We start from the raw sequence: 19,038 nt of genomic DNA, 5'->3' as shown, positions 1-19,038 counted from the left end.
TAACTTATTTGAACTTTCTACCAAATAAAGAGATAATGTAAGCGTAACCAAATATAAAGGAGAATATCATGAGTAAGGTCTATTTATCAGCCAAATTACCTGAGATTGCCACAGAAAAATTAATCGATGCTGGTTTTGAGGTCGCTGTGTATAACGGTAACGACCTAATTTCACACGCCACATTATTGGAAAATGTAGCAGACAGCGATTTTTTGATTACACCCCTTTCTACTAAAGTTGATCGTGAAATTATTGACGCTGCACCCAATCTAAAATTAATTGCTAATTTTGGTGCCGGTTTTAATAATATTGATACTGACTATGCTAAAGAACAAGGCATTGTCGTTACTAATACGCCTAAGGTCTCAACCAACGCTGTTGCTGAGGTTACAATTGGGCTTATTCTAGCGCTTAGTCACCGCATTGTTGAAGGTGATAAAAAAATGCGTCGCGAGGGTTTCCCTGGATGGGCACCTTTGTACTTCCTAGGGCATGAAATTGCCGGTAAAACATTAGGAATTGTCGGTTTAGGAAATATTGGTAGTGATGTCGCTCGTAAAGCAAATGCTTTAGGAATGCACGTGCAATACTACAAGCGCACACCACTATCTGATCCTGAAGAACGTTCAATGAAAGTAACGTACGCCCCACTTGATACATTAATTGCTACAAGTGATTTTATTACGATTAATGCACCCCAAACTGATGAAAATTACCATCAATTTAGTACAGAAGCTTTCGAAGCAATGAAGTCTACTGCAGCAATCATTAATGTTGGTCGTGGACCAATCATTGACGAAAAAGCATTGCTAAACGCCCTTACCAAAGACAAAATTGCTGGTGCAGCTTTGGATGTTTATGAAAATGAACCAGACGTTAATGACGGTTTCAAATTATTAAAGAATGTCATCTTAACGCCTCATATTGGAAACGCAACGGTTGAAGCACGTGATGCAATGGCTAAAATTGTTGCTGACAACGTTATCTTAGTCGATCAAGGTAATTCAGCTAAATTTATCGTTAATCCTTAATAACAAAATGACCGCTATCGTATATTGATAAGCGGTTATTTTTGTGCAATTTTTTCAATTAGCAAAACATATATAAATTTATCTGTACAACACACATATTACATGTATAATAACATTAAAATATAATGAGAAAGTAAGAGGTGCTTCACATGTCACGTAGTCTAGCTAATTTATTTAGTCAACCGTCAGAAAATATCATGTCAGAAATTGGAAAAACCGCTGCTTTAATGAAAAATATCATTAACCTATCAATTGGTGATCCAGATATGACAACGCCCGCACCCATTCTAGATGCGGCTAAAGACAGCTTAACAGCTGGTGATACCCATTATTCAGCTAGCGATGGTGACCCAGAATATCTAAAAGCTATCATCGATTTCTACCAAAACAAATTCGGCATCCATTATGAAATGGCAAACGTTCGTGCAACAGTTGGTGCCGGTCACGCAACTTACCTAGCTTTTGGTGCCATTCTTAATCCTGGCGATGAAGTTATTATCTTTGAACCTTACTTTTCACCCTACAAAACAGAAATTGAAGCTAATGGTGGTAAAGCTGTCATTGTTAGTTGTACCGCTGAAAATAGCTTTCAGCCAACAGAAGCAGCTATTAAAGCCGCTATCAGTGATAAAACCAAGGCTATCTTAGTAAACACACCTAATAATCCAACTGGTGCTGTTTACGACCAAGCATTACTACAAACTTTAGCTGATTTGGCTAAGGAACACGACTTCTATCTAATTGCCGATGAAGTTTACTGGCCATTTGTCTACGGTGACCATGAATTTATTCCACTTGAAAAACTAGCACCTGAACATACATTAGTTGCCGGTTCATTATCAAAGGTGTTCGCAATGACTGGTTTCCGAATTGGTTACTTAGCTGGTCCTGAAAATGTTATCACGGCTGCTGGTTTATTAAACGAAGGTATCACATTCTCTGCACCAAGTACTTCTCAAGCGGCTGGTACTTACGCTTTAAATCACATTGATGAATTCACACCAGAACTTCAAGAGGAATTTGGTAAGCGACTAAACTATGTTGCGACGGAATTAAATAAATTACCTTGGTTAAGTATCTTACCTGTTGCCGGCAGCATCTATCTCTTTGCTGACATTTCAGGAAGTGGTATGGATGACGTTGCCTTCAGTAATTACCTATTAGAACAAGTTGGTGTTCTAGTTATCCCAGGTCGTGCTTTCGGTGCCGCTGGTAGTGGCTACGTCCGCATTGCCGTTACGCAAGATATGCCAACCTTAGAAGCGGCTGTCAATGCTTTTGAAAAGTTAACTTTTTAACTGAGGAGAAATTTTAATGATCAAAATTTTAATGTATAACATTATGGATGATGAAAAAATCGTTGTCACAGAGTGGTTAAAACACCGTCCAGATGTTCACATTGACTGGAATGATGTTACCCTTAACCCTGATACAGTCGATTTAGCTAAGGGTTATGATGGTATCTCAACTGAACAAGATAATCTTATTGATGACCCGATTGTTTATGAAAAATTGCATGAGTTTGGTATTAAACAAATCACACTCCGTATCACTGGATACGACATCATCGATTTCGATTTAGCAAACAAAAACGACCTCAAAGTGACCAACGTACCTGCCTATTCACCACGTTCCGTATCTGAAATGGTGTTAACACAGGCAATGTGGTTACTCCGCCATTTAAATACTGCACAACAACGCAACCAAGCACATGATTTTACCTGGGAAGGTCTTCAAGCTCGTGAAATTCATGACTTAACAGTTGGTATCATTGGTGCTGGTAAAATTGGTAGTGAAGTGGCTCGCATTTTCAAAGCACTCGGTGCAACAGTTATCGCTGCTGACCCTATTCATCGACCTGAATTAAACAGTGTTTTAACTTATGTTGATCATGAAACGGTATTTAAAACTGCCGACATTATCACAACACACACACCATTACTCGACAGTACGTATCATTTATTTGATGAATCTGTGTTTAAGCAAATGAAACCTAGTGCAATTTTCATCAATGCTTCACGTGGCGGTGTTGTTGATACCCCAGCTCTAATTACTGCCCTAGAAAATCACACGATTACTGCTGCTGGATTAGATACAATTGAAGGCGAAGCGGACATTTTCAGCAATGATTTCTCTGATAGTGATTTTGACAATGATTATCTTAAAACCATTTTAGCAATGCCCAATGCGATTATTACACCACACATTGGCTTTTATACAGATAACGCTATCCGTAATATGGTCGAAATTTCAATGCATGATATGTTAACAATTATCGCTGGTCAAACAAGCGAGCACGAATTAAATTAAGCGACCAATAGCTTTTATTGGTCATTATTTAAAATACCCGATATAATGTAGTTATTGATAAGAAAGACTATTCTACATATTAACCACTGAGCGGTCGCACTACCCGTTCAGTGGTTTTTTTGTTCTTAAACACAAAAAATCGATACATGTTTTTCATAACGAAAACATGTATCGATTTTTAAATGTTTCACATGAAACTATTACCCATTTGTTTGCAAGATAAAGACAAACAAAATAAACAATAATCCTAGTCCATACATAATTGGATGAACTTTCTTTGCACGACCCGTAACGATCATCAACAATGGATAAACAATAAATCCAAGTGCAATACCATCAGAAATTGAATATGATAATGGCATTCCGATAATTGTTAAGAATGATGCAGCGGCAACTGGGAAATCATCCCAATTAATCGCTTTAAAGTTACTTGCCATCAACACACCAACAATAATCAAAGCTGCTGCTGTAACATTTGATGTAACAACAACCAATAATGGTGAGAAGAACAATGACAATAATAGGAACAATCCTGTAAAGACTGATGTTAATCCTGTACGACCACCAATGGCGATACCAGTAGATGATTCAACAAAGGCTGTAGTTGGTGAAGTTCCTAATAATGATCCACCCAACATACCAATTGCATCAGCCATCAAAGCTTTACCTGCTCGTGGTAATTCGTTGTTAACCAAGAAACCGCCTGAACGAGCGATACCAATTAATGAACCAGCCGTATCAAAGAAGGCAACTAACAAGAACGTTAGTATAACCGGCACCATGTCCCAGGTAAACACATCTTTCAAACCAAAGATTGCTTGACCTGCGGTTGGTGCTAGGCTTGGTACACCAGCAACAAATGATGAAGGCATTGGAATCAAACCAGTTACCAAACCAATAATTGATGTTGCAACCATACCGATAAAGATTGCACCAGGAACCTTGCGTGCGTACAAAGCAAAAGTAATTAGCACACCGGCGATGGTTAGCAAAACTTTAGGATCACTCCAATCACCCCAGCCAATAATTGTTGACTTATTAGCTGAAATAATACCACCATCAACCAAACCGATCATGGCAATAAACAAACCAATACCACCAGCAATAGCAGCCTTCAAATCAGCTGGAATAGCATTAATGATAATTTCACGGATTTTAAAAACAGTTAGTATCCAGAAAATCACACCAGCGACAAAGACACCAGCTAGAGCTGTTTGCCATCTAACACCCATACCAATGACAACACTGTATGCGAAAAAGGCATTAATTCCTAGACCAGGCGCAATCGCAAATGGATACTTTGCGACAACCCCCATAAAGACAGTGGCAATAGCACCAATTAGCCCTGTTGCAACAAAGACGGCACTCTTGTCCATCCCCGCTGCGCTAAGAACTGAAGGGTTAACGAATAAAATATAAGCCATCGAAAGGAACGTTGTTAAACCAGCAAGAAATTCTGTTTTAACTGACGTTCCAGATTCAGAAAGCTTGAAATAACGTTCAAACATGAAACTAGACCCCTTAATTAATAATTCAATTTTTAAACAACTTTCCTATTGTAGTATAAACAGCCGTCAAAAATCAAAGAATATCTTATTTTTTTCGTAAAACGTCTATTTTCATTCACAAAAAGCGAACTTTATCTTATTTTTTCCGAACATTAACCAAATTATCCCTTTACGTAAATATTAAGATTTAAAACTCATCAGTCAGAGATAGTAAAGTTTGTTAGAATGAAAAAGGAACTTATTATTAATTAGAGGTATGTTATGTATAACAATCATGGACAATTAAGAAAATTGTCCGCATCTGAACTTTTTATTTATTTTATCGCTGGTTTAATTTTTAACGCATTCGGCAATGGTGTTACCGTTGCTACCAACATGGGATCAGCACCATGGACTGCGTCTGCTGCAAATCTTGCCAACGTCACTGGCATTTCAATCAGCGTGTTTTTACTAATTTATGGGGTTATTGCCGCCATCATTACTTGTATTCTACAAAAATCAATTGACTGGCCCCACATTTTTGGTAACTTACTATTCTTAATTGTTTTTAGTAGCGTCATCGGTATCGTCGCCACCCAACTATCTTCATTAGGTCATTTACCAATTATATGGCGAACCATCATTGACTGCATTGGTATTATTTTCGTTGCCATGGGCGTTTCAATCACGCAACGACTACAATTCATTTTGCATCCAATGGATGATTTAACTAATTTAACCCGTTTCATGTTTTTCAAAGGCAACGCTGCCATCTCACAAACATTTAACTTTTCATTTCCAATGATTATTTCTTTGGTGGTTTGGTTAGCTTCTGGTGAAATCGTTGCCCTTAACATCGGTACCCTATTCTCATTCTTCTTCCAAGGATTATTTGTAGGTTATGCTGACCACATCATTTTTAGTCATTTAGACCACAAATTAACACATATTGGTGCCGCTTAATTAAATTACATAAAAAAATCTCATTACGCACAGTGCGTAATGAGATTTTTTTGTCTATTATCTTGCTTCATTATGATATCTTAACAAATACCATATTAACCCTAGCATTCCTAGATCAATTAGGATGTCCATAAATACATTATCAGGCAACCATGATAATCCATACCCCATAATAAAAATCATTAAAATAAGACCAAATACTTTAACACGTTGTTGCCATTTGTCACTCACAAAGCCCATTAACCAGTTATTGGTTACAACTGCTAAATTGACGAATAAATATAATGCAATCAAGCTATCAAAGCCAACACCGATATGATATAACTTCACCGACATTAGTACATCAACAATATTGTCGTGGTAAGACGAATTCATCAGCCACTCCAAGCCTAAGAAAACGACACCAACAATAAATATGGCAAAGATATTTACAACAAAGCGACCAACTAAGTTCCAGACCATAAATTGATCGATTCGAGCCGGCAACAAAACATATTTGGACTTATTCCATGATTTAGATGAAGAAATAAACATACGCAACCCTAAACCAAGTCCAACTATAAATGCCCAGACGCCTTCATAAACTACGACACGATCCTTGAACACTGTCACACCATCACCATTAACCGTAAAATTATCATGTGGTACAAATGGTAATAATTGCCAAATAAAAATTAAAATTGCGACTATGGCACCAATTCCCATGATAAACAGTGCATGGTTCAATGAATCTTTCGCAAAAATTTTAAAAAGTCGTGTATTTTTTAGCATCACTCACGACCTCCATTATCCTCAATATAAAGCTGCGTATAATACTGCTCCAATGATAACCCTTCTGTTTGTCGAATATTTTCAACAGATTGATACGTCAACAAACGACCATCTTTCAAGATAATGGCATCATCAACTAAACTTTCAATTTCTTGAATATAATGCGTTGATATCAAAACAGTGGCATCTTCTGGTAGCCAATGCAATAGCGACTGCATAATCTTTTTACGCGCTAAAACATCAACACCACCAAATGGTTCATCTAACAAGTAAACGGCAGTATCTCGTGAAATAGTCAAAGCTATCAATAATTTTTCAATCGTTCCAGTTGATAACTTTGCTATACGACGATTACGATCAATACGCATAAATTTAATTAACTCATCCATCCGAGCTTCATTAAAGTCTGGATATCCTTGCTTAAAATACGCCACAATATCACTAACCCGATCATAATTATTCGCCCAGTCTAACGTTGCCACATAAGACAACTTTGATTTAATTTTTGCACCCATCACACCATCAATCATAATATCTGAATGTGGATTAGGTTCAATTAACCCTGCAATCAACCGCATCAACGTAGTTTTTCCAACCCCATTTTCGCCTAATAAAGCTACGGTACGGTGTGTTGGAATTTTAAAACTTATTCCTCGTAGTATGACATGACGGCTTTTTGTGTAATGTAAATTATTAACTTGTAGCATTATGCCTCCCTATTTTGTGCGTCATATGCGGCAATAGCATGTGCGACTAATTCTGGTATTTCATTAACTTCTGCAACGTGCATCACATTATCAATATACTTTTGGGTAATCGCAATCTTTTTATCAGCCTTTATAACATTAATTTTGGTTAAATCTTCAGTAACAAAGTTCCCTTGGCCACGTTTTGTCACAATTAAATCATTAGCAACCAATTGATTAATCGCATTTTGCACAGTTCGTGTGCTAACAATTAACGTGACTGCCAAATCTCGTACCCCAGGTATCTTATGACCTGCTTGATACTTACCTTCCATGATTTGTTGTTCTAGCCAAGTTGCAACTTGTAAATAAATCGGTTGATTCGAACTAAATTCCATGTTAGCTCCTTTCAGTGTTGCACTGTTATACTACACTGAAACAGAGTGAACTGTCAACTTGGCAGTATCACCAAAAATACGTTATGATTAGGTCACTAAATTCATGATTAAGGACAACATATTTACTATGAAAACTTATGCCATTGTTGGTAATCAATACCAAGGTCTTTATACAAAACCTTGGTCGCAAGTTCAAGCGTATACACGTACGAAGCCTGCTCCTAAATTCAAAGGTTTCGCCACAAAAACTGAAGCACAAGCCTGGTTTGATACACAAATAGCTGTACAAAATGATCAATCACGTCAATATACAACCGCTTATAATGGGCAATTTAAAGCAGATCCCAACCAATACTACATTTTCACTGACGGTGGCAGCCGTAATACCGGTAATGTTGCCGGCGGTCACGTTAAAGCCAGTGACAAAGCCGGTTGGGCAATCGCTATTTATCATGGTTCTAATCTAACCGATCCCGTTTATACGGACAGTGGCGCCTATTTTGGTCGCACAAATAATGAAATGGAAATTCTAGCCCTCATTAATGCATTATTACAAGCGGCCAAAGTTTCAACACCAGTTACCATCGTTAGTGATTCAAAATATGTATTAGATAGTGTTACAAATTGGATGTATAACTGGGCAAATAATAACTGGCGTAAAAGTTCTGGTGAGATTGCTAACTTAGCAGCTTGGCAACAGATTTACGCATTAATTCCACCGCTTGCAGAACGACTATCATTCATTTGGGTCAAAGGTCATGCCACAAGTAACGGTAATATCACCGTTGATCAACTACTTAATGATGCAATGGATAACCTATCATAATCCAACAGCCAGCTAGTCTGGCTGCTTTTTTTATATTGTATTGTGAAGTCGTTCACTTTAAAAGTCAAGTAAAATCATTAGCTTGATTTTTAAAGGGGAACAAAATATTAACGCGCTTAATTTTCAAACATACTCTCTGCGAATGCGCTTTGATAACTTATGCATATTTATACATTTTTGCATAATTAAAAGCCAACCTTGATTCAACATCAAAGTTGGCTTTTTAACAAATTTATCTAAATTAACGTATCAATCGTTTTCAATACACCATCATGATTATTATCATCAATTGCTAGAGGATAAAGCTCTTTCAAACTTTCATCACCATTAATCATTGCAAATGGCCGAGCTGCAGCAGCTAACATTTCAGCATCGTTTAATCCATCGCCAAATGCTGCTAGATTTTCATTCAACTTAAAGCCATAATGACTAGCTAACGTTTGCAAGCCATTCGCTTTATTAATCTTTGGTGCCACAATATCGACCGAACCATAACCAGATGTTGTCACGTGACCACGGTCGGCTAGGGTGATACGAGCTGCATCAATAAACTCTTGCGTTTTCTTTTCTTCATACGTAATCGTCACTTTTAAAATTGGTTCATTAATTTGATCAACTGAATCAATAAATTTCAAATTTGGATAATACTTAGCCATTTTGGCTTTATAAACCAAATTAATTCGTGCCTGCGACTTTAACATGTATGTTTGTGTAATTCCCGTAAAGAAAGCGCCATGGCGGGGTTGGAAAGGCATTGCATTCACAACCTCCATAATCGTCGCCACATCTTTTACGTGTAAGCCAACCATTTGAATAATCTCGCCATCAGCTGTACGTACAACAGCTCCGTTATCAGCAACTAAATCATACTTTCCAGCAAATGATTTAAATATTGGATCAACTGATTCAACATCGCGACCACTCGCAACAACAAAGTGGCCATCTTGCGCCAATAACTTGTTTAGAACAGCAGCGAAGTGCGTTTTATGATAATGCTTTTTATCATTAAAAAACGTACTATCTAAGTCTGACGCAATCATTTTAATTTCTGACATGCTTTAAACTCCCATCATTTTACCTAACAGTTTACGCAACTTCTTTCATTTTAGCCAATAATTACTTCCTCAGTAGGATATTGGAATTTACGTGGCTTATCACGAATATTCATAACCGAGAACATAACTGTGTAAAGGCCAACACGACCGATAAACATCACAATCATAATGACAACTTTTCCAAAGCTTGTTAAATGAGGGGTTAGTCCCAAAGAAAAGCCCGTTGTAGAAAAAGCTGAAATAACTTCAAAAACAATGTATTCCAAACCTTGTCCCTTAGGGATATGCTCTGTCATTGTTAATAACAAAGAAACTACTGCCACAAAAACAATTGAAATAACAGCCAACATCATTGCTTTAATTACAATCTTTTGGCTAAAACGACGACCACCGAAGTTAACTTGTTCTTGACCTCGTAAGGCTGCCATTGATTGCATCCACAAAATTCCTAGCGTGGTCGTTTTAATACCACCAGACGTTGATCCAGGAGTTCCACCGACAAACATCAAGAAAGTAATAATCATAATACCAGCTGCGGATAAATTAGATAGTGGAATCACTTCTAATCCGGCTGTTCTGGGTACAACTGCTAAAAACAAACTATCCACAATTCGATTTCCCAAAGAGGTCGTCTCCATAAGTGGCGCTAGTAACTTTTCTGTAATAAGGAACAACACAAAACTAATACCAATCAACCAACCAGACACGTGTATAGCAACTTTAGTGTGCAAACTAACTCGTTGTTGTTTATAAAACAACAACAAATCGCGCCACACTAGGAATCCTAATGATCCAGCCGTAATCAACAACATCCAAATAATCAAAATATAAGGATCATTTTGCAAGAAAGAAACAGGTTTATCAAAAAATGTAAAACCAGCATTTCCAAATGATGAAATAGATGACGCAATGCTAAGATAAATACCTTTAGTAATACCAAAGCGAGGTATAAAATCCGGTAACATCAGTACGGCACCAATCAATTGAATAATCGCTGACAATGAAAACACATAAGATAACACACTTTTAACATCAGCTAAGTTCCGAAGATTCAGCGCTTGTTGCGCCATCAAGCGTGCTTTTAAATCCAAACGTTGACCAGTCAGCGCAAATAGCAAAACCGCAAACGTCATAAACCCTAAAGCACCAATTTCAATCATCACAAGCAATACAATCTGTCCTAACGTTGACCAAGTCGTCGCTGTATTAACAACTGTAAGTCCTGTAATTGCTGTTGCTGACACAGCTGTGAACAATGCATCCATAAAATTAACATGTACACCTGGTTGCTGTGACATAGGCATCCTTAATACAAAAGCACCAACAAATATAATAACCAAAAATCCCAGTGTTAAAACCTGAGGGGGCGTTAATTTGCTAAATATTTTTTTCATAATTAAGTATCTCCCAACATATTTATATTATACAGGAGGAACCCAAAAGTTTTTCACAGATTTTTGTGGACAACTAGGGGAAAAGTCCACGTATTCCACCGTCATCTGTGGATAACTTGTTAATAACTTCTGATTTTTCCCAAGAAAACCTTATTAAATCAACTAATATCTCAATGTGGATAACCTGTTCAAAACACTCATATCGAACAAAACGTTATTAAATTAGGGTTTTAGCTTAAAATTAGGTTAAACCTTATTAAATTTTTGCTTTTTAAGATAATTTCATGTATTTTTTTGAAAATAATACGTCATTAAACCGTTTTACCTAAAATAATCAAGTAAAATACGGCTGATTATACGGCTAAAATCGAATATTTTTCTTTTAATTACCTTATATATTTTGTGAAAAAACATGAAATATGAAATTTTATCTGTGTATAACTTTTTGAGACTATTCTTATATTATGGATAATTCAATTAATATAGCGTTTACAAATGCCGTTATGATAACTTTTTTCTAATTATACACAAGCACAATTCACAACTGTGTATAACTGAATAAAAATGTTAACGTAAACCTTTTAAAGGTCTGATATAATAGTGTTTATAGTTGTTTTTAACCCTGTTATTAACTTGTGGATAACCTTTGTTTTATTATCATTTTTCTAACTTATCCACATTAAGGCAAGAAAATTTCGAAAATCAATCATTATTTATGGAAAGGGACACGAACAATGAACATAAAAATTATCGGTGTTGGTAAGTTAAAAGAAAAATATTTAAAAGATGGTATCGCTGAATATACTAAGAGATTGCATAAATTTGCAAAAGTTTCCATCATTGAAGTACCTGATGAAAAAGCACCCGAACAACTTTCACAAGCTCAAATGGACCAAGTTATGAGCAAAGAAGGCGAACGCATTCTAAGTAAAATAAAAGATAAAGAATATGTCTTTGCATTAGCTATTAAAGGAACAGAGCGTTCTAGTGAAGAACTTGCGGCTGAAATCGAACGCCTAACAGTACAAGGCAAGTCAGACTTAACTTTCATTATTGGTGGATCTTTAGGATTAGCACCTGAGGTATTAAAGCGTGCTAATACGCAAATTAGTTTTGGCCGTTTCACACTACCACATCAATTGATGCGTCTTGTCTTAACTGAACAAATTTACCGAAGCTTCATGATAAATGCCCACACACCGTACCATAAATAGGATTGTTGTCCCAAAAGCACACTGCCATATTTAGCAGTGTGCTTTTTATTAGATACAAAAATATATACTAATTCCATTTAATTTGCTATTTTTTATAAAATTGCTCTTGAATTTCGGACAATATCAGAGTAAGCTATTTCTTGTAGGAAAAAGGTGTAAGCGTTTGCATCTTTTATTTTTATGTTTAAGAGTTATGTTATGAGTGAGTGCATTACAAAAGAATGCGCAGATAAAATTTTATTAACGCCAATGACTTAAAAATGGCGTAATTATTAATTGTAAATACGGCATAATCTAGTGTGGGCTAGACGAACCGTTTTTTTAATTATTAGTCATTAAATTTAGTACCATGTGAGGATTTTACTAATTTAGGTTATTAATGCGTAACGTCAAAAATGTCTGTCATTTAACATGTTGTGTTTCTCAATAAATCATAAACTTAAAAATTTATAGGAGAGAAATCAACATGGATATACCACATACAAGAGATTATGCCGCTGAAGTGCCTAGCGTAGACGCTGTTAATGCTAAGGAAGAAGCGGTTGAGAAATCACCACTATTTAGAAAAATAGATGAGTCATTAATGAATAAGGTTGCCTTGTTCAAAAGCAGTTATGCTCGTTACGCTGCTCGTGCCATGTTGGCAACGTTGTTCCTAACATTAGGAACGGCCGCAGCTTTCGGAACTGCTTTGCAAGCTGAAAAGTTTTTGCCAGGATCTGGTAAATTCACTTTCGCTTTCATGTTTAGTTGGTCATTGGTTATGATCATTTTCATGGGTGCCGAACTTGGAACATCAAATATGTTATTCGTTACAGTTGGTGTTTACCGTAAGAAAATTCATTTTTCAACGGCAGCTAAGGTTCTTGGTACGACGCTATTATTCAATTTGATTGGTGGTATCTTCTTTGCTTACCTAATCTCATTGACAGGTCCTTTCCAGGATCTACCATCAGCTAATTATTTGTTTGATGGAATTGCTGCTAAGCTAAGCAAGTCATCAATTCAAATTTTCGTTGAAGCTATCTTTGCTAACATCATTGTTAACACGGCGTTCTTCATTAACCTTCGTATGAAGGACGATGCAGGTAAGGTTATGGCAATTATCTTTGTTATCTTTATCTTCGCCTTCTTGGGTTACGAACACGTTATCGCAAACTTCCCAGCATTCTCACTAGCATTCTTTGCATCACACGGTACAATTGCTGGTATGACACTAGGAAGCGTGCTACACAACTTATTCTTCGCCTTAATTGGTAATTATGTTGGTGGTGCCTTGGTCATCGGTATGACATATGCTTGGATGAACAAAACTAAGACAAATTACGTTGATTAAAAATAAATACACTTCGAGTCAAAGAATTCTCTTTGACTCTTTTTTTGTCCAAAAAAATATGTAAATTATATATTTTAGAATCTATAAGGTCACAAATAAGGCTCGTTCTATTCTTCAATAAACACGAACATTAATTATATTTAGATAAAAATATTTAATATTATTATTGTTATAAGTTTAACAAATTAGTTCAATTTAAACTTTATTTAGTACCTTTAAAAGGGGATAAATAAATTAAACTTCATATAATTCATCAAAAAAAAGAATAATTTAAACACTAGTTACAAAACGAACTTTATTTACTCATATATTTTATAATGTTAAGTTATTAGTGAAATTTAAAGATGAGGTGAATGAGTCGTGCATTTTACAAAAGTTATTCAAGGTAGTTATTATTCTGCTGTATCTTCAAACAAGGTTGCTTTTCATGAAAACAGCCTAGTGTGTTTAAATGATGAAGGTCAAATTGGCAAAATCGTTCAACAAGACGATTCATCGTACCAAACTGTTTTAGATCAAGCTAAAGCAGATAATATTTTATGGACATTAGCAGACGACCAATATCTGCTACCAGGATTTATCGATACTCACGTACACGCACCACAATGGCCAAACATTAGCCAAGCTTTGAACAGCTTTGAAGAAGATTGGTTCTTCAATTACACATTCCCATTAGAAGCTAAATTCTCAGATGCTGAATTTGCACACAAGGTATATGACAATCTTGTTCAAACATTAATTGATAACGGGACAACAACAGTGTTGTACTTCGGATCACTTGATAACGCTGGAAACGTTGAATTAGTTAAGTCATGTCAAAAATTCCACCAACGTGGTCTAATCGGCAAGGTTGTTATGGACAATCCTGACGAATGCCCTGATTACTATCATGATGAATCAACTGAAAGTGCATTGGCTGATACAGAATCGTTTATCCAAACTGTCGATAAAATGAACGCCGGTCAATTTATTAAAATGCAAGCCGTTATCACACCACGTTATTTAACATCATGTACTTTAGAAGGTATGCGTGGTCTTGGACAATTAGCTAAGAAATATGACTTATTGATTCAATCACATTGTAGTGAAAACAACACAGAAGATGCCTACGCCTTGGATAACTATAATAAGCGCGACTCAGAAATGCTTGATGAAACTGGTTTGTTAACAGATAAAGCCATCATGGCGCATGGTACGCTACTAAATGATTTTGACTTAAATCTTTTCCAAGAACGTGGTACCGCAATTGCACACTGTCCAGTTTCAAATGGGTTCCACGGAACAGCCGTTTTGCCTGTTAAAAAAGCCCTTGAAAAGGACATTAACGTCGGTCTTGGTACTGATATTTGTGGTGGTTATGAACCAAGCATTTACCAAACACTACGTCAAGCTGCCATGGCTTCAGCAATGCTTAGCGATGGTGTAGACAACAGCATTGAAGCTGACAAACGTGGTGTTGGGGATGCACGTATCACAGCAGATACAGCCTTTTATCTTGCAACTGCTGGTGGTGCTAAGACATTGCACCTTAACACCGGTGTTATTGAAGAAGGCGCTTTTGCAGACCTACAAGTTGTGCACTCAAAGTATCCTGAATTTATCGAACAAACACCTTATACACGCTTTGAAAAATTAATGTACGAAACAACTACCAACGAAATTGATGTCGTCTTAACACAAGGACTTGTCGCTAAAGGGGAAATCAAATAATGGCAGAAAACAAAAAAGCAGATGGTTTAATTTTAGGTCCTGACGACTCTTTACCAACATCTGAAGCAACCGTCTTAGGGCTTCAGCACGTTCTAGCAATGGATGCCTACGTTGGGCCATTATTGATTGCTAGTATGTTAGCATTAAGTGCAACGCAAACTTCCTCATTTCTACAAGCTGCTTTTCTAGCCTGTGGTTTTGGAACGATCATTCAAACAGCAATCTTCATGAAGATGCCACTTTCACAGGGACCATCATTCGTTCCTGCAAGTGCCATTGTTGGTATTTATTTTGCTAATGGTGGTAGCAACGGTGGTATGTCAGTTGTTCTAACGTCTTGCTTGATTGGTGCTTTGTTCTTGATTCTATTGGGGATGTCAGGTTGGTATGAAAAAATTATCAACCGGCTTTTGCCACCCGTTGTCGGTGGAACGATCATCACCTGTGTTGGGTTAGGAAACTTACCTAATATGATGAACAGTAATATTTTCCACGCCGCCGGTAATGACTTTGAAAACATTACTTTAGCCGGTATCACCGTTGGAACGTTATTGGTTGTTGTCACAGTTGGAACTTACGTCGCTAAATTACATCGCTTTTTGAAAGTCTCTTCAATCGTCATTACCATGTTTGTCGGTATTATTGCCTCAATGATTATGGGGCGTATGGATTGGAGTAGTTTGTCTTCAGCCGCTTGGTTTAGTTTTCCAAAATTTACCATGTTCCATTATGGTTTTAATTTTAATCTATCGGCTACGATTACTTTCATTATCATTTACATGGTCTTAACAGCCGAAACGACGGGTACTTGGTTTGCTATGAGTGCGGTCACAGGTAAAGAGATCAAAGGTAAGCAGTGGAATCACGGTATGATTGGTGAGGGAATTAGTTGTCTAGTCTCTGTATTAATCGGTAGTGTTCCTATGACTGGTTATTCAACCAACGCTGGTATTGTTTCAATCACTGGTGTTGCCAGCCGTAAGGTCTTTGTTGCCGCAGGTGTCTGGTTCATGGGGCTAGGTTTATTCAGTAAGTTAGCCGCATTATTAGCTTCTATTCCATCCCCAGTAATTGGTGGTATTGGTGCCGTTGTATTAGTCATTATCATGTTAAATGGACTAAATACCATTGGTGATTTGAAAACTGCCGGTAACCAAAGTTATATCATTGGTATCCCAATTTCAGTCACAATGGCTTTGGCTTTGCTACCTGATAAATTTAAGGAAGCTGCGCCACAAATGCTACAATATTTGATTGGATCACCAATCGCTGTTGCTGCTATTACTGCAATTGTTTTGAACTTAATTCTAAATCGTAAATCTAAGACGGCCACTCAAGCAGAGGCTGCATAATAATAAAACGGAAGCAAATCAGCAGATTAGTGATTTACTTCCGTTTTTATTTAATATTCCAAATGTTTAACAACTTTAGCAGGGGTACCTGCAACAACTGTATTAGCCGGCACATCCTTGGTAACCACCGCACCAGCAGCAACGACTGAATTTTCGCCAACCGTAACACCGGCTAAAATGGTGGCATTAGAACCAATCCATGTATTATTTGCTAATTTCACAGGTTGTAGATGCAAAGTTCCTCTATGTTTTGGATCTAAATCATGATTAATCGTTGCAATGACAACGTTATGACCAATTAAACTATTGTCACCAATCTCAATTTTACCCTGATCTTGAAAACGACAACCTGAATTGATAAATACATTTTTCCCAACAACAATATTTTTACCAAAATCTGTTGTAAAAGGTAAAAATAGCGTAAACGCTGAATCAACCGTTTTGCCAATAATCTGAGAAAATTGGTCTCTGATTTCATCATCGGTGTAAACACCTGTGTTTAAAGTCATACACAAACGGCGTGTTTCTGAAGACACGTCATGCATTGCACGATTCAGTTCTGAATTTTCAGGTATAACGTGATCTGCGTCCATCTTATTTATTAATTCTTGTATTTCCATATTGCGCTCCCTAAATTTCTCTAATTAACCTCTAGCATACCAAATAAGGAAAATTTATTTTAAATTACCTTTAAAAAATGATTCAAATTTATCAAAGGGAATTAATGTCATTTGATCATACAAATCCACATGTGTTGCATTAGGCACAATCACTAATTCCTTAGGTTCGTGCAAGTACTCATATGATTTTTCTGCCATATGACGAGAATGTGCTTTCTCACCGGTTACAATTAGTGTTGGTCGAGGAGCGATTTCAGAAATTTTCTGCTGCAAGCTAAAATTATAATAACTCCAAGGACTCGTAGCTGCCCAAGCACCATTTGAATTAACTGATCGAGGGTGGAAAGCCCGTTCCTTATAATAGTGGAAAAAGTCGGTAGTTACTGGATCTGCATCTTCATCCAATTTATCTGGCAATATACTTGTTAAATGAATTGGTTGGTCATTTTCATCGAATGGTAACTCATGTGGTCCGTCTTCGTGAGTATTATTTTCAGCATCATGCCAACGTTGTTCTGCTAAATAATCACGTTCAATATCTTGTTGCTTTGGCGTCTTAGAACCATCTATACCTTGCCACATTGATTCACCCATATCGTACATAACACTGGTTGCAACAGCTTTAATACGTTTATCAATTGCAGCTGCAGCAAGCACATGACTACCAAGTCCACAAATACCTAAAGCACCAATTTTTTCGCGATTAACATAATCTTGCATACCAATAAAATCAACAGCAGCTGAAAAATCTTCTGTAAAAATGTCTGGTGATGCCATATTACGAACATTTCCTGAACTCTCTCCAGTTGTAGATTGATCAAATGCCAAGGTAACAAAACCACGTTCTGCTAAAGTTTGTGCGTATAAACCACTTGATTGCTCCTTAACAGCTCCAAAAGGTCCTGATATCACAATTGCTGCATATTTATTTCCTTCTTCAAAATTCAACGGCTTATAAAGGTGACCTGCTAAAACAAAACCGAATCTATTTTGAAATGTAACATCTTGCACATCTATATTTGGATTTATTGTAAATACACGTGTATCATTTAAAATTTTAGTCATCATACTACCTCTTTCATATAATTAAACTGGTTGTTTGATAGGTCGAATAATAATTTCATTAATATCCATGTTGTCAGGCGTATCAATTGCATAAGCAACAGCAGTCGCCACATTTTCAGCAGAAAGCCCAATTTCCTTTTCGTTTTCTAGTTCTGCTTGTTGCGTTGCTTCATCAGTGGATGATTTATATAATTCAGTTGCCACAGCACCAGGTGACACGATTGAAGTACGAATGCCATCATTATGATGTTCCTGCCGCAAGCCTTCCATAATTGCTCGTACCGCAAATTTTGACCCATTATAAACTGCTAAATTAGGTACAACGACATGACCAGCTACCGAATCGGTTGCAATAATATGCCCAAACTTTTGCGATTGCATGATTGGTAAAGCAGCCGCAATACCATTAAGAACACCCATAACATTAACATTTAAAATATTTTGCCACTCATCACGAGCACCCTTAATTAAAGGATTAATCGGCATAATACCTGCATTGTTAAATAGGACATCAATTTTTCCAAAATGATCAATTGCCGTTGTTACTAGGTCATTAACCTCATCAAAATTAGTAACATCGACTTTTTGTGTAATGATTTCTGCTTCAGAATATTTTTCTTTTAGCTCATCTAATTTATCTACACGTCGTGCACCAATAACTAACTTTGCATGTTGTTTTGCTAAATTCACAACCGTTGCAGCACCAATACCACTGGAAGCACCTGTAATAACAATTACCTTATCTTTAATTGACATATATTCGTTTCCCCCTTGGTTACATATATGATACGATTACTTTAAACCCTAAACCTAACTTTAG

General features: G+C 36.7%; 18 protein-coding genes. 9 read left to right on the top strand and 9 right to left on the bottom strand.

Annotated features, from left to right (window positions below):
• The first annotated feature begins 68 nt into the window (after nucleotides 1-68).
• From GA0061074_RS02450 to GA0061074_RS02440, 3 genes are all read left to right on the top strand, one after another.
• Nucleotides 69-1,031 (top strand): 2-hydroxyacid dehydrogenase family protein, encoded by a 963-nt coding sequence (locus tag GA0061074_RS02450; RefSeq protein WP_092461525.1) that lies wholly within the window; start codon nucleotides 69-71, stop codon nucleotides 1,029-1,031.
• Nucleotides 1,032-1,180: 149 nt separating this feature from the next.
• Nucleotides 1,181-2,329: an aminotransferase class I/II-fold pyridoxal phosphate-dependent enzyme gene (locus tag GA0061074_RS02445; protein ID WP_092461524.1), complete on the top strand. Its 1,149-nt coding sequence runs from the start codon at nucleotides 1,181-1,183 to the stop codon at nucleotides 2,327-2,329.
• Between the two features lie 16 nt (nucleotides 2,330-2,345).
• A complete protein-coding gene (locus tag GA0061074_RS02440; protein ID WP_174855270.1) occupies nucleotides 2,346-3,341 on the top strand; it encodes a D-2-hydroxyacid dehydrogenase in 996 nt (331 codons plus the stop codon).
• A 200-nt stretch (nucleotides 3,342-3,541) separates the two neighbouring features.
• Here the strand turns inward: GA0061074_RS02440 and GA0061074_RS02435 are convergent, their stop codons facing one another.
• Nucleotides 3,542-4,849: an NCS2 family permease gene (locus GA0061074_RS02435; protein WP_092461523.1), complete on the bottom strand. Its 1,308-nt coding sequence runs from the start codon at nucleotides 4,847-4,849 to the stop codon at nucleotides 3,542-3,544.
• A 261-nt stretch (nucleotides 4,850-5,110) separates the two neighbouring features.
• Here GA0061074_RS02435 and GA0061074_RS02430 point away from each other — a divergent pair, with 261 nt between their 5' ends.
• Nucleotides 5,111-5,791: a DUF6198 family protein gene (locus GA0061074_RS02430; RefSeq protein ID WP_092461522.1), complete on the top strand. Its 681-nt coding sequence runs from the start codon at nucleotides 5,111-5,113 to the stop codon at nucleotides 5,789-5,791.
• 57 nt (nucleotides 5,792-5,848) lie between these two features.
• Here the strand turns inward: GA0061074_RS02430 and GA0061074_RS02425 are convergent, their stop codons facing one another.
• Genes GA0061074_RS02425 through GA0061074_RS02415 form a run of 3 tightly spaced genes read right to left on the bottom strand, consistent with a single transcriptional unit; the run spans nucleotide 5,849 to nucleotide 7,646 of the window.
• Nucleotides 5,849-6,562 (bottom strand): hypothetical protein, encoded by a 714-nt coding sequence (locus GA0061074_RS02425; RefSeq protein WP_092461521.1) that lies wholly within the window; start codon nucleotides 6,560-6,562, stop codon nucleotides 5,849-5,851.
• Nucleotides 6,562-7,269 carry an ATP-binding cassette domain-containing protein gene (locus GA0061074_RS02420; protein ID WP_092461520.1) on the bottom strand — a complete coding sequence of 236 codons (708 nt, stop codon included), beginning with the start codon at nucleotides 7,267-7,269 and terminating at the stop codon, nucleotides 6,562-6,564. The genes GA0061074_RS02425 and GA0061074_RS02420 overlap by 1 nt, the downstream gene beginning before the upstream one ends.
• Complete coding sequence (locus GA0061074_RS02415; RefSeq protein WP_092461519.1) at nucleotides 7,269-7,646, bottom strand: GntR family transcriptional regulator; 378 nt, start codon at nucleotides 7,644-7,646, stop codon at nucleotides 7,269-7,271. The genes GA0061074_RS02420 and GA0061074_RS02415 overlap by 1 nt, the downstream gene beginning before the upstream one ends.
• Nucleotides 7,647-7,773: 127 nt before the next feature.
• On the opposite strand from GA0061074_RS02415, the gene GA0061074_RS02410 reads away from it, so the two are divergent.
• Complete coding sequence (locus GA0061074_RS02410) at nucleotides 7,774-8,472, top strand: ribonuclease H1 domain-containing protein (protein ID WP_092461518.1); 699 nt, start codon at nucleotides 7,774-7,776, stop codon at nucleotides 8,470-8,472.
• 236 nt (nucleotides 8,473-8,708) lie between these two features.
• Here GA0061074_RS02410 and GA0061074_RS02405 read toward each other — a convergent pair whose 3' ends face one another.
• A complete protein-coding gene (locus tag GA0061074_RS02405) occupies nucleotides 8,709-9,527 on the bottom strand; it encodes a Cof-type HAD-IIB family hydrolase (protein WP_092461517.1) in 819 nt (272 codons plus the stop codon).
• Nucleotides 9,528-9,577: 50 nt separating this feature from the next.
• Nucleotides 9,578-10,921 (bottom strand): TrkH family potassium uptake protein, encoded by a 1,344-nt coding sequence (locus GA0061074_RS02400; protein ID WP_092461516.1) that lies wholly within the window; start codon nucleotides 10,919-10,921, stop codon nucleotides 9,578-9,580.
• Nucleotides 10,922-11,655: 734 nt separating this feature from the next.
• Here GA0061074_RS02400 and rlmH point away from each other — a divergent pair.
• The 4 genes from rlmH to GA0061074_RS02380 all read left to right on the top strand — a co-directional run bounded on the left by rlmH (nucleotide 11,656) and on the right by GA0061074_RS02380 (nucleotide 16,533).
• On the top strand, nucleotides 11,656-12,135 hold the full coding sequence (rlmH, locus tag GA0061074_RS02395) for a 23S rRNA (pseudouridine(1915)-N(3))-methyltransferase RlmH (protein ID WP_092461515.1): 480 nt from the start codon (nucleotides 11,656-11,658) through the stop codon (nucleotides 12,133-12,135).
• 466 nt (nucleotides 12,136-12,601) lie between these two features.
• Nucleotides 12,602-13,471 carry a formate/nitrite transporter family protein gene (locus tag GA0061074_RS02390; protein ID WP_092461514.1) on the top strand — a complete coding sequence of 290 codons (870 nt, stop codon included), beginning with the start codon at nucleotides 12,602-12,604 and terminating at the stop codon, nucleotides 13,469-13,471.
• A 360-nt stretch (nucleotides 13,472-13,831) separates the two neighbouring features.
• Nucleotides 13,832-15,181, top strand: coding sequence for an amidohydrolase family protein (locus GA0061074_RS02385; protein ID WP_092461513.1), 1,350 nt, complete (start codon nucleotides 13,832-13,834; stop codon nucleotides 15,179-15,181).
• Nucleotides 15,181-16,533: a uracil-xanthine permease family protein gene (locus GA0061074_RS02380; protein WP_092461512.1), complete on the top strand. Its 1,353-nt coding sequence runs from the start codon at nucleotides 15,181-15,183 to the stop codon at nucleotides 16,531-16,533. Before GA0061074_RS02385 ends, GA0061074_RS02380 begins: the two co-directional genes overlap by 1 nt.
• Before the next feature lie 50 nt (nucleotides 16,534-16,583).
• Here the strand turns inward: GA0061074_RS02380 and GA0061074_RS02375 are convergent, their stop codons facing one another.
• From GA0061074_RS02375 to GA0061074_RS02365, 3 genes are read right to left on the bottom strand one after another with little or no spacing between them, the layout of a single operon-like run.
• Nucleotides 16,584-17,153 carry a DapH/DapD/GlmU-related protein gene (locus GA0061074_RS02375; RefSeq protein WP_092461511.1) on the bottom strand — a complete coding sequence of 190 codons (570 nt, stop codon included), beginning with the start codon at nucleotides 17,151-17,153 and terminating at the stop codon, nucleotides 16,584-16,586.
• A gap of 54 nt (nucleotides 17,154-17,207) precedes the next feature.
• Complete coding sequence (locus GA0061074_RS02370; RefSeq protein WP_092461510.1) at nucleotides 17,208-18,218, bottom strand: alpha/beta hydrolase; 1,011 nt, start codon at nucleotides 18,216-18,218, stop codon at nucleotides 17,208-17,210.
• A 21-nt stretch (nucleotides 18,219-18,239) separates the two neighbouring features.
• A complete protein-coding gene (locus GA0061074_RS02365; RefSeq protein ID WP_092461509.1) occupies nucleotides 18,240-18,974 on the bottom strand; it encodes an SDR family oxidoreductase in 735 nt (244 codons plus the stop codon).
• Between the last annotated feature and the right edge of the window lie 64 nt (nucleotides 18,975-19,038).

The sequence above is a fragment of the Weissella bombi genome (assembly GCF_900094835.1).
GTDB lineage: Bacteria > Bacillota > Bacilli > Lactobacillales > Lactobacillaceae > Weissella > Weissella bombi.
This window is presented reverse-complemented; position numbering and strand designations above follow the sequence as displayed.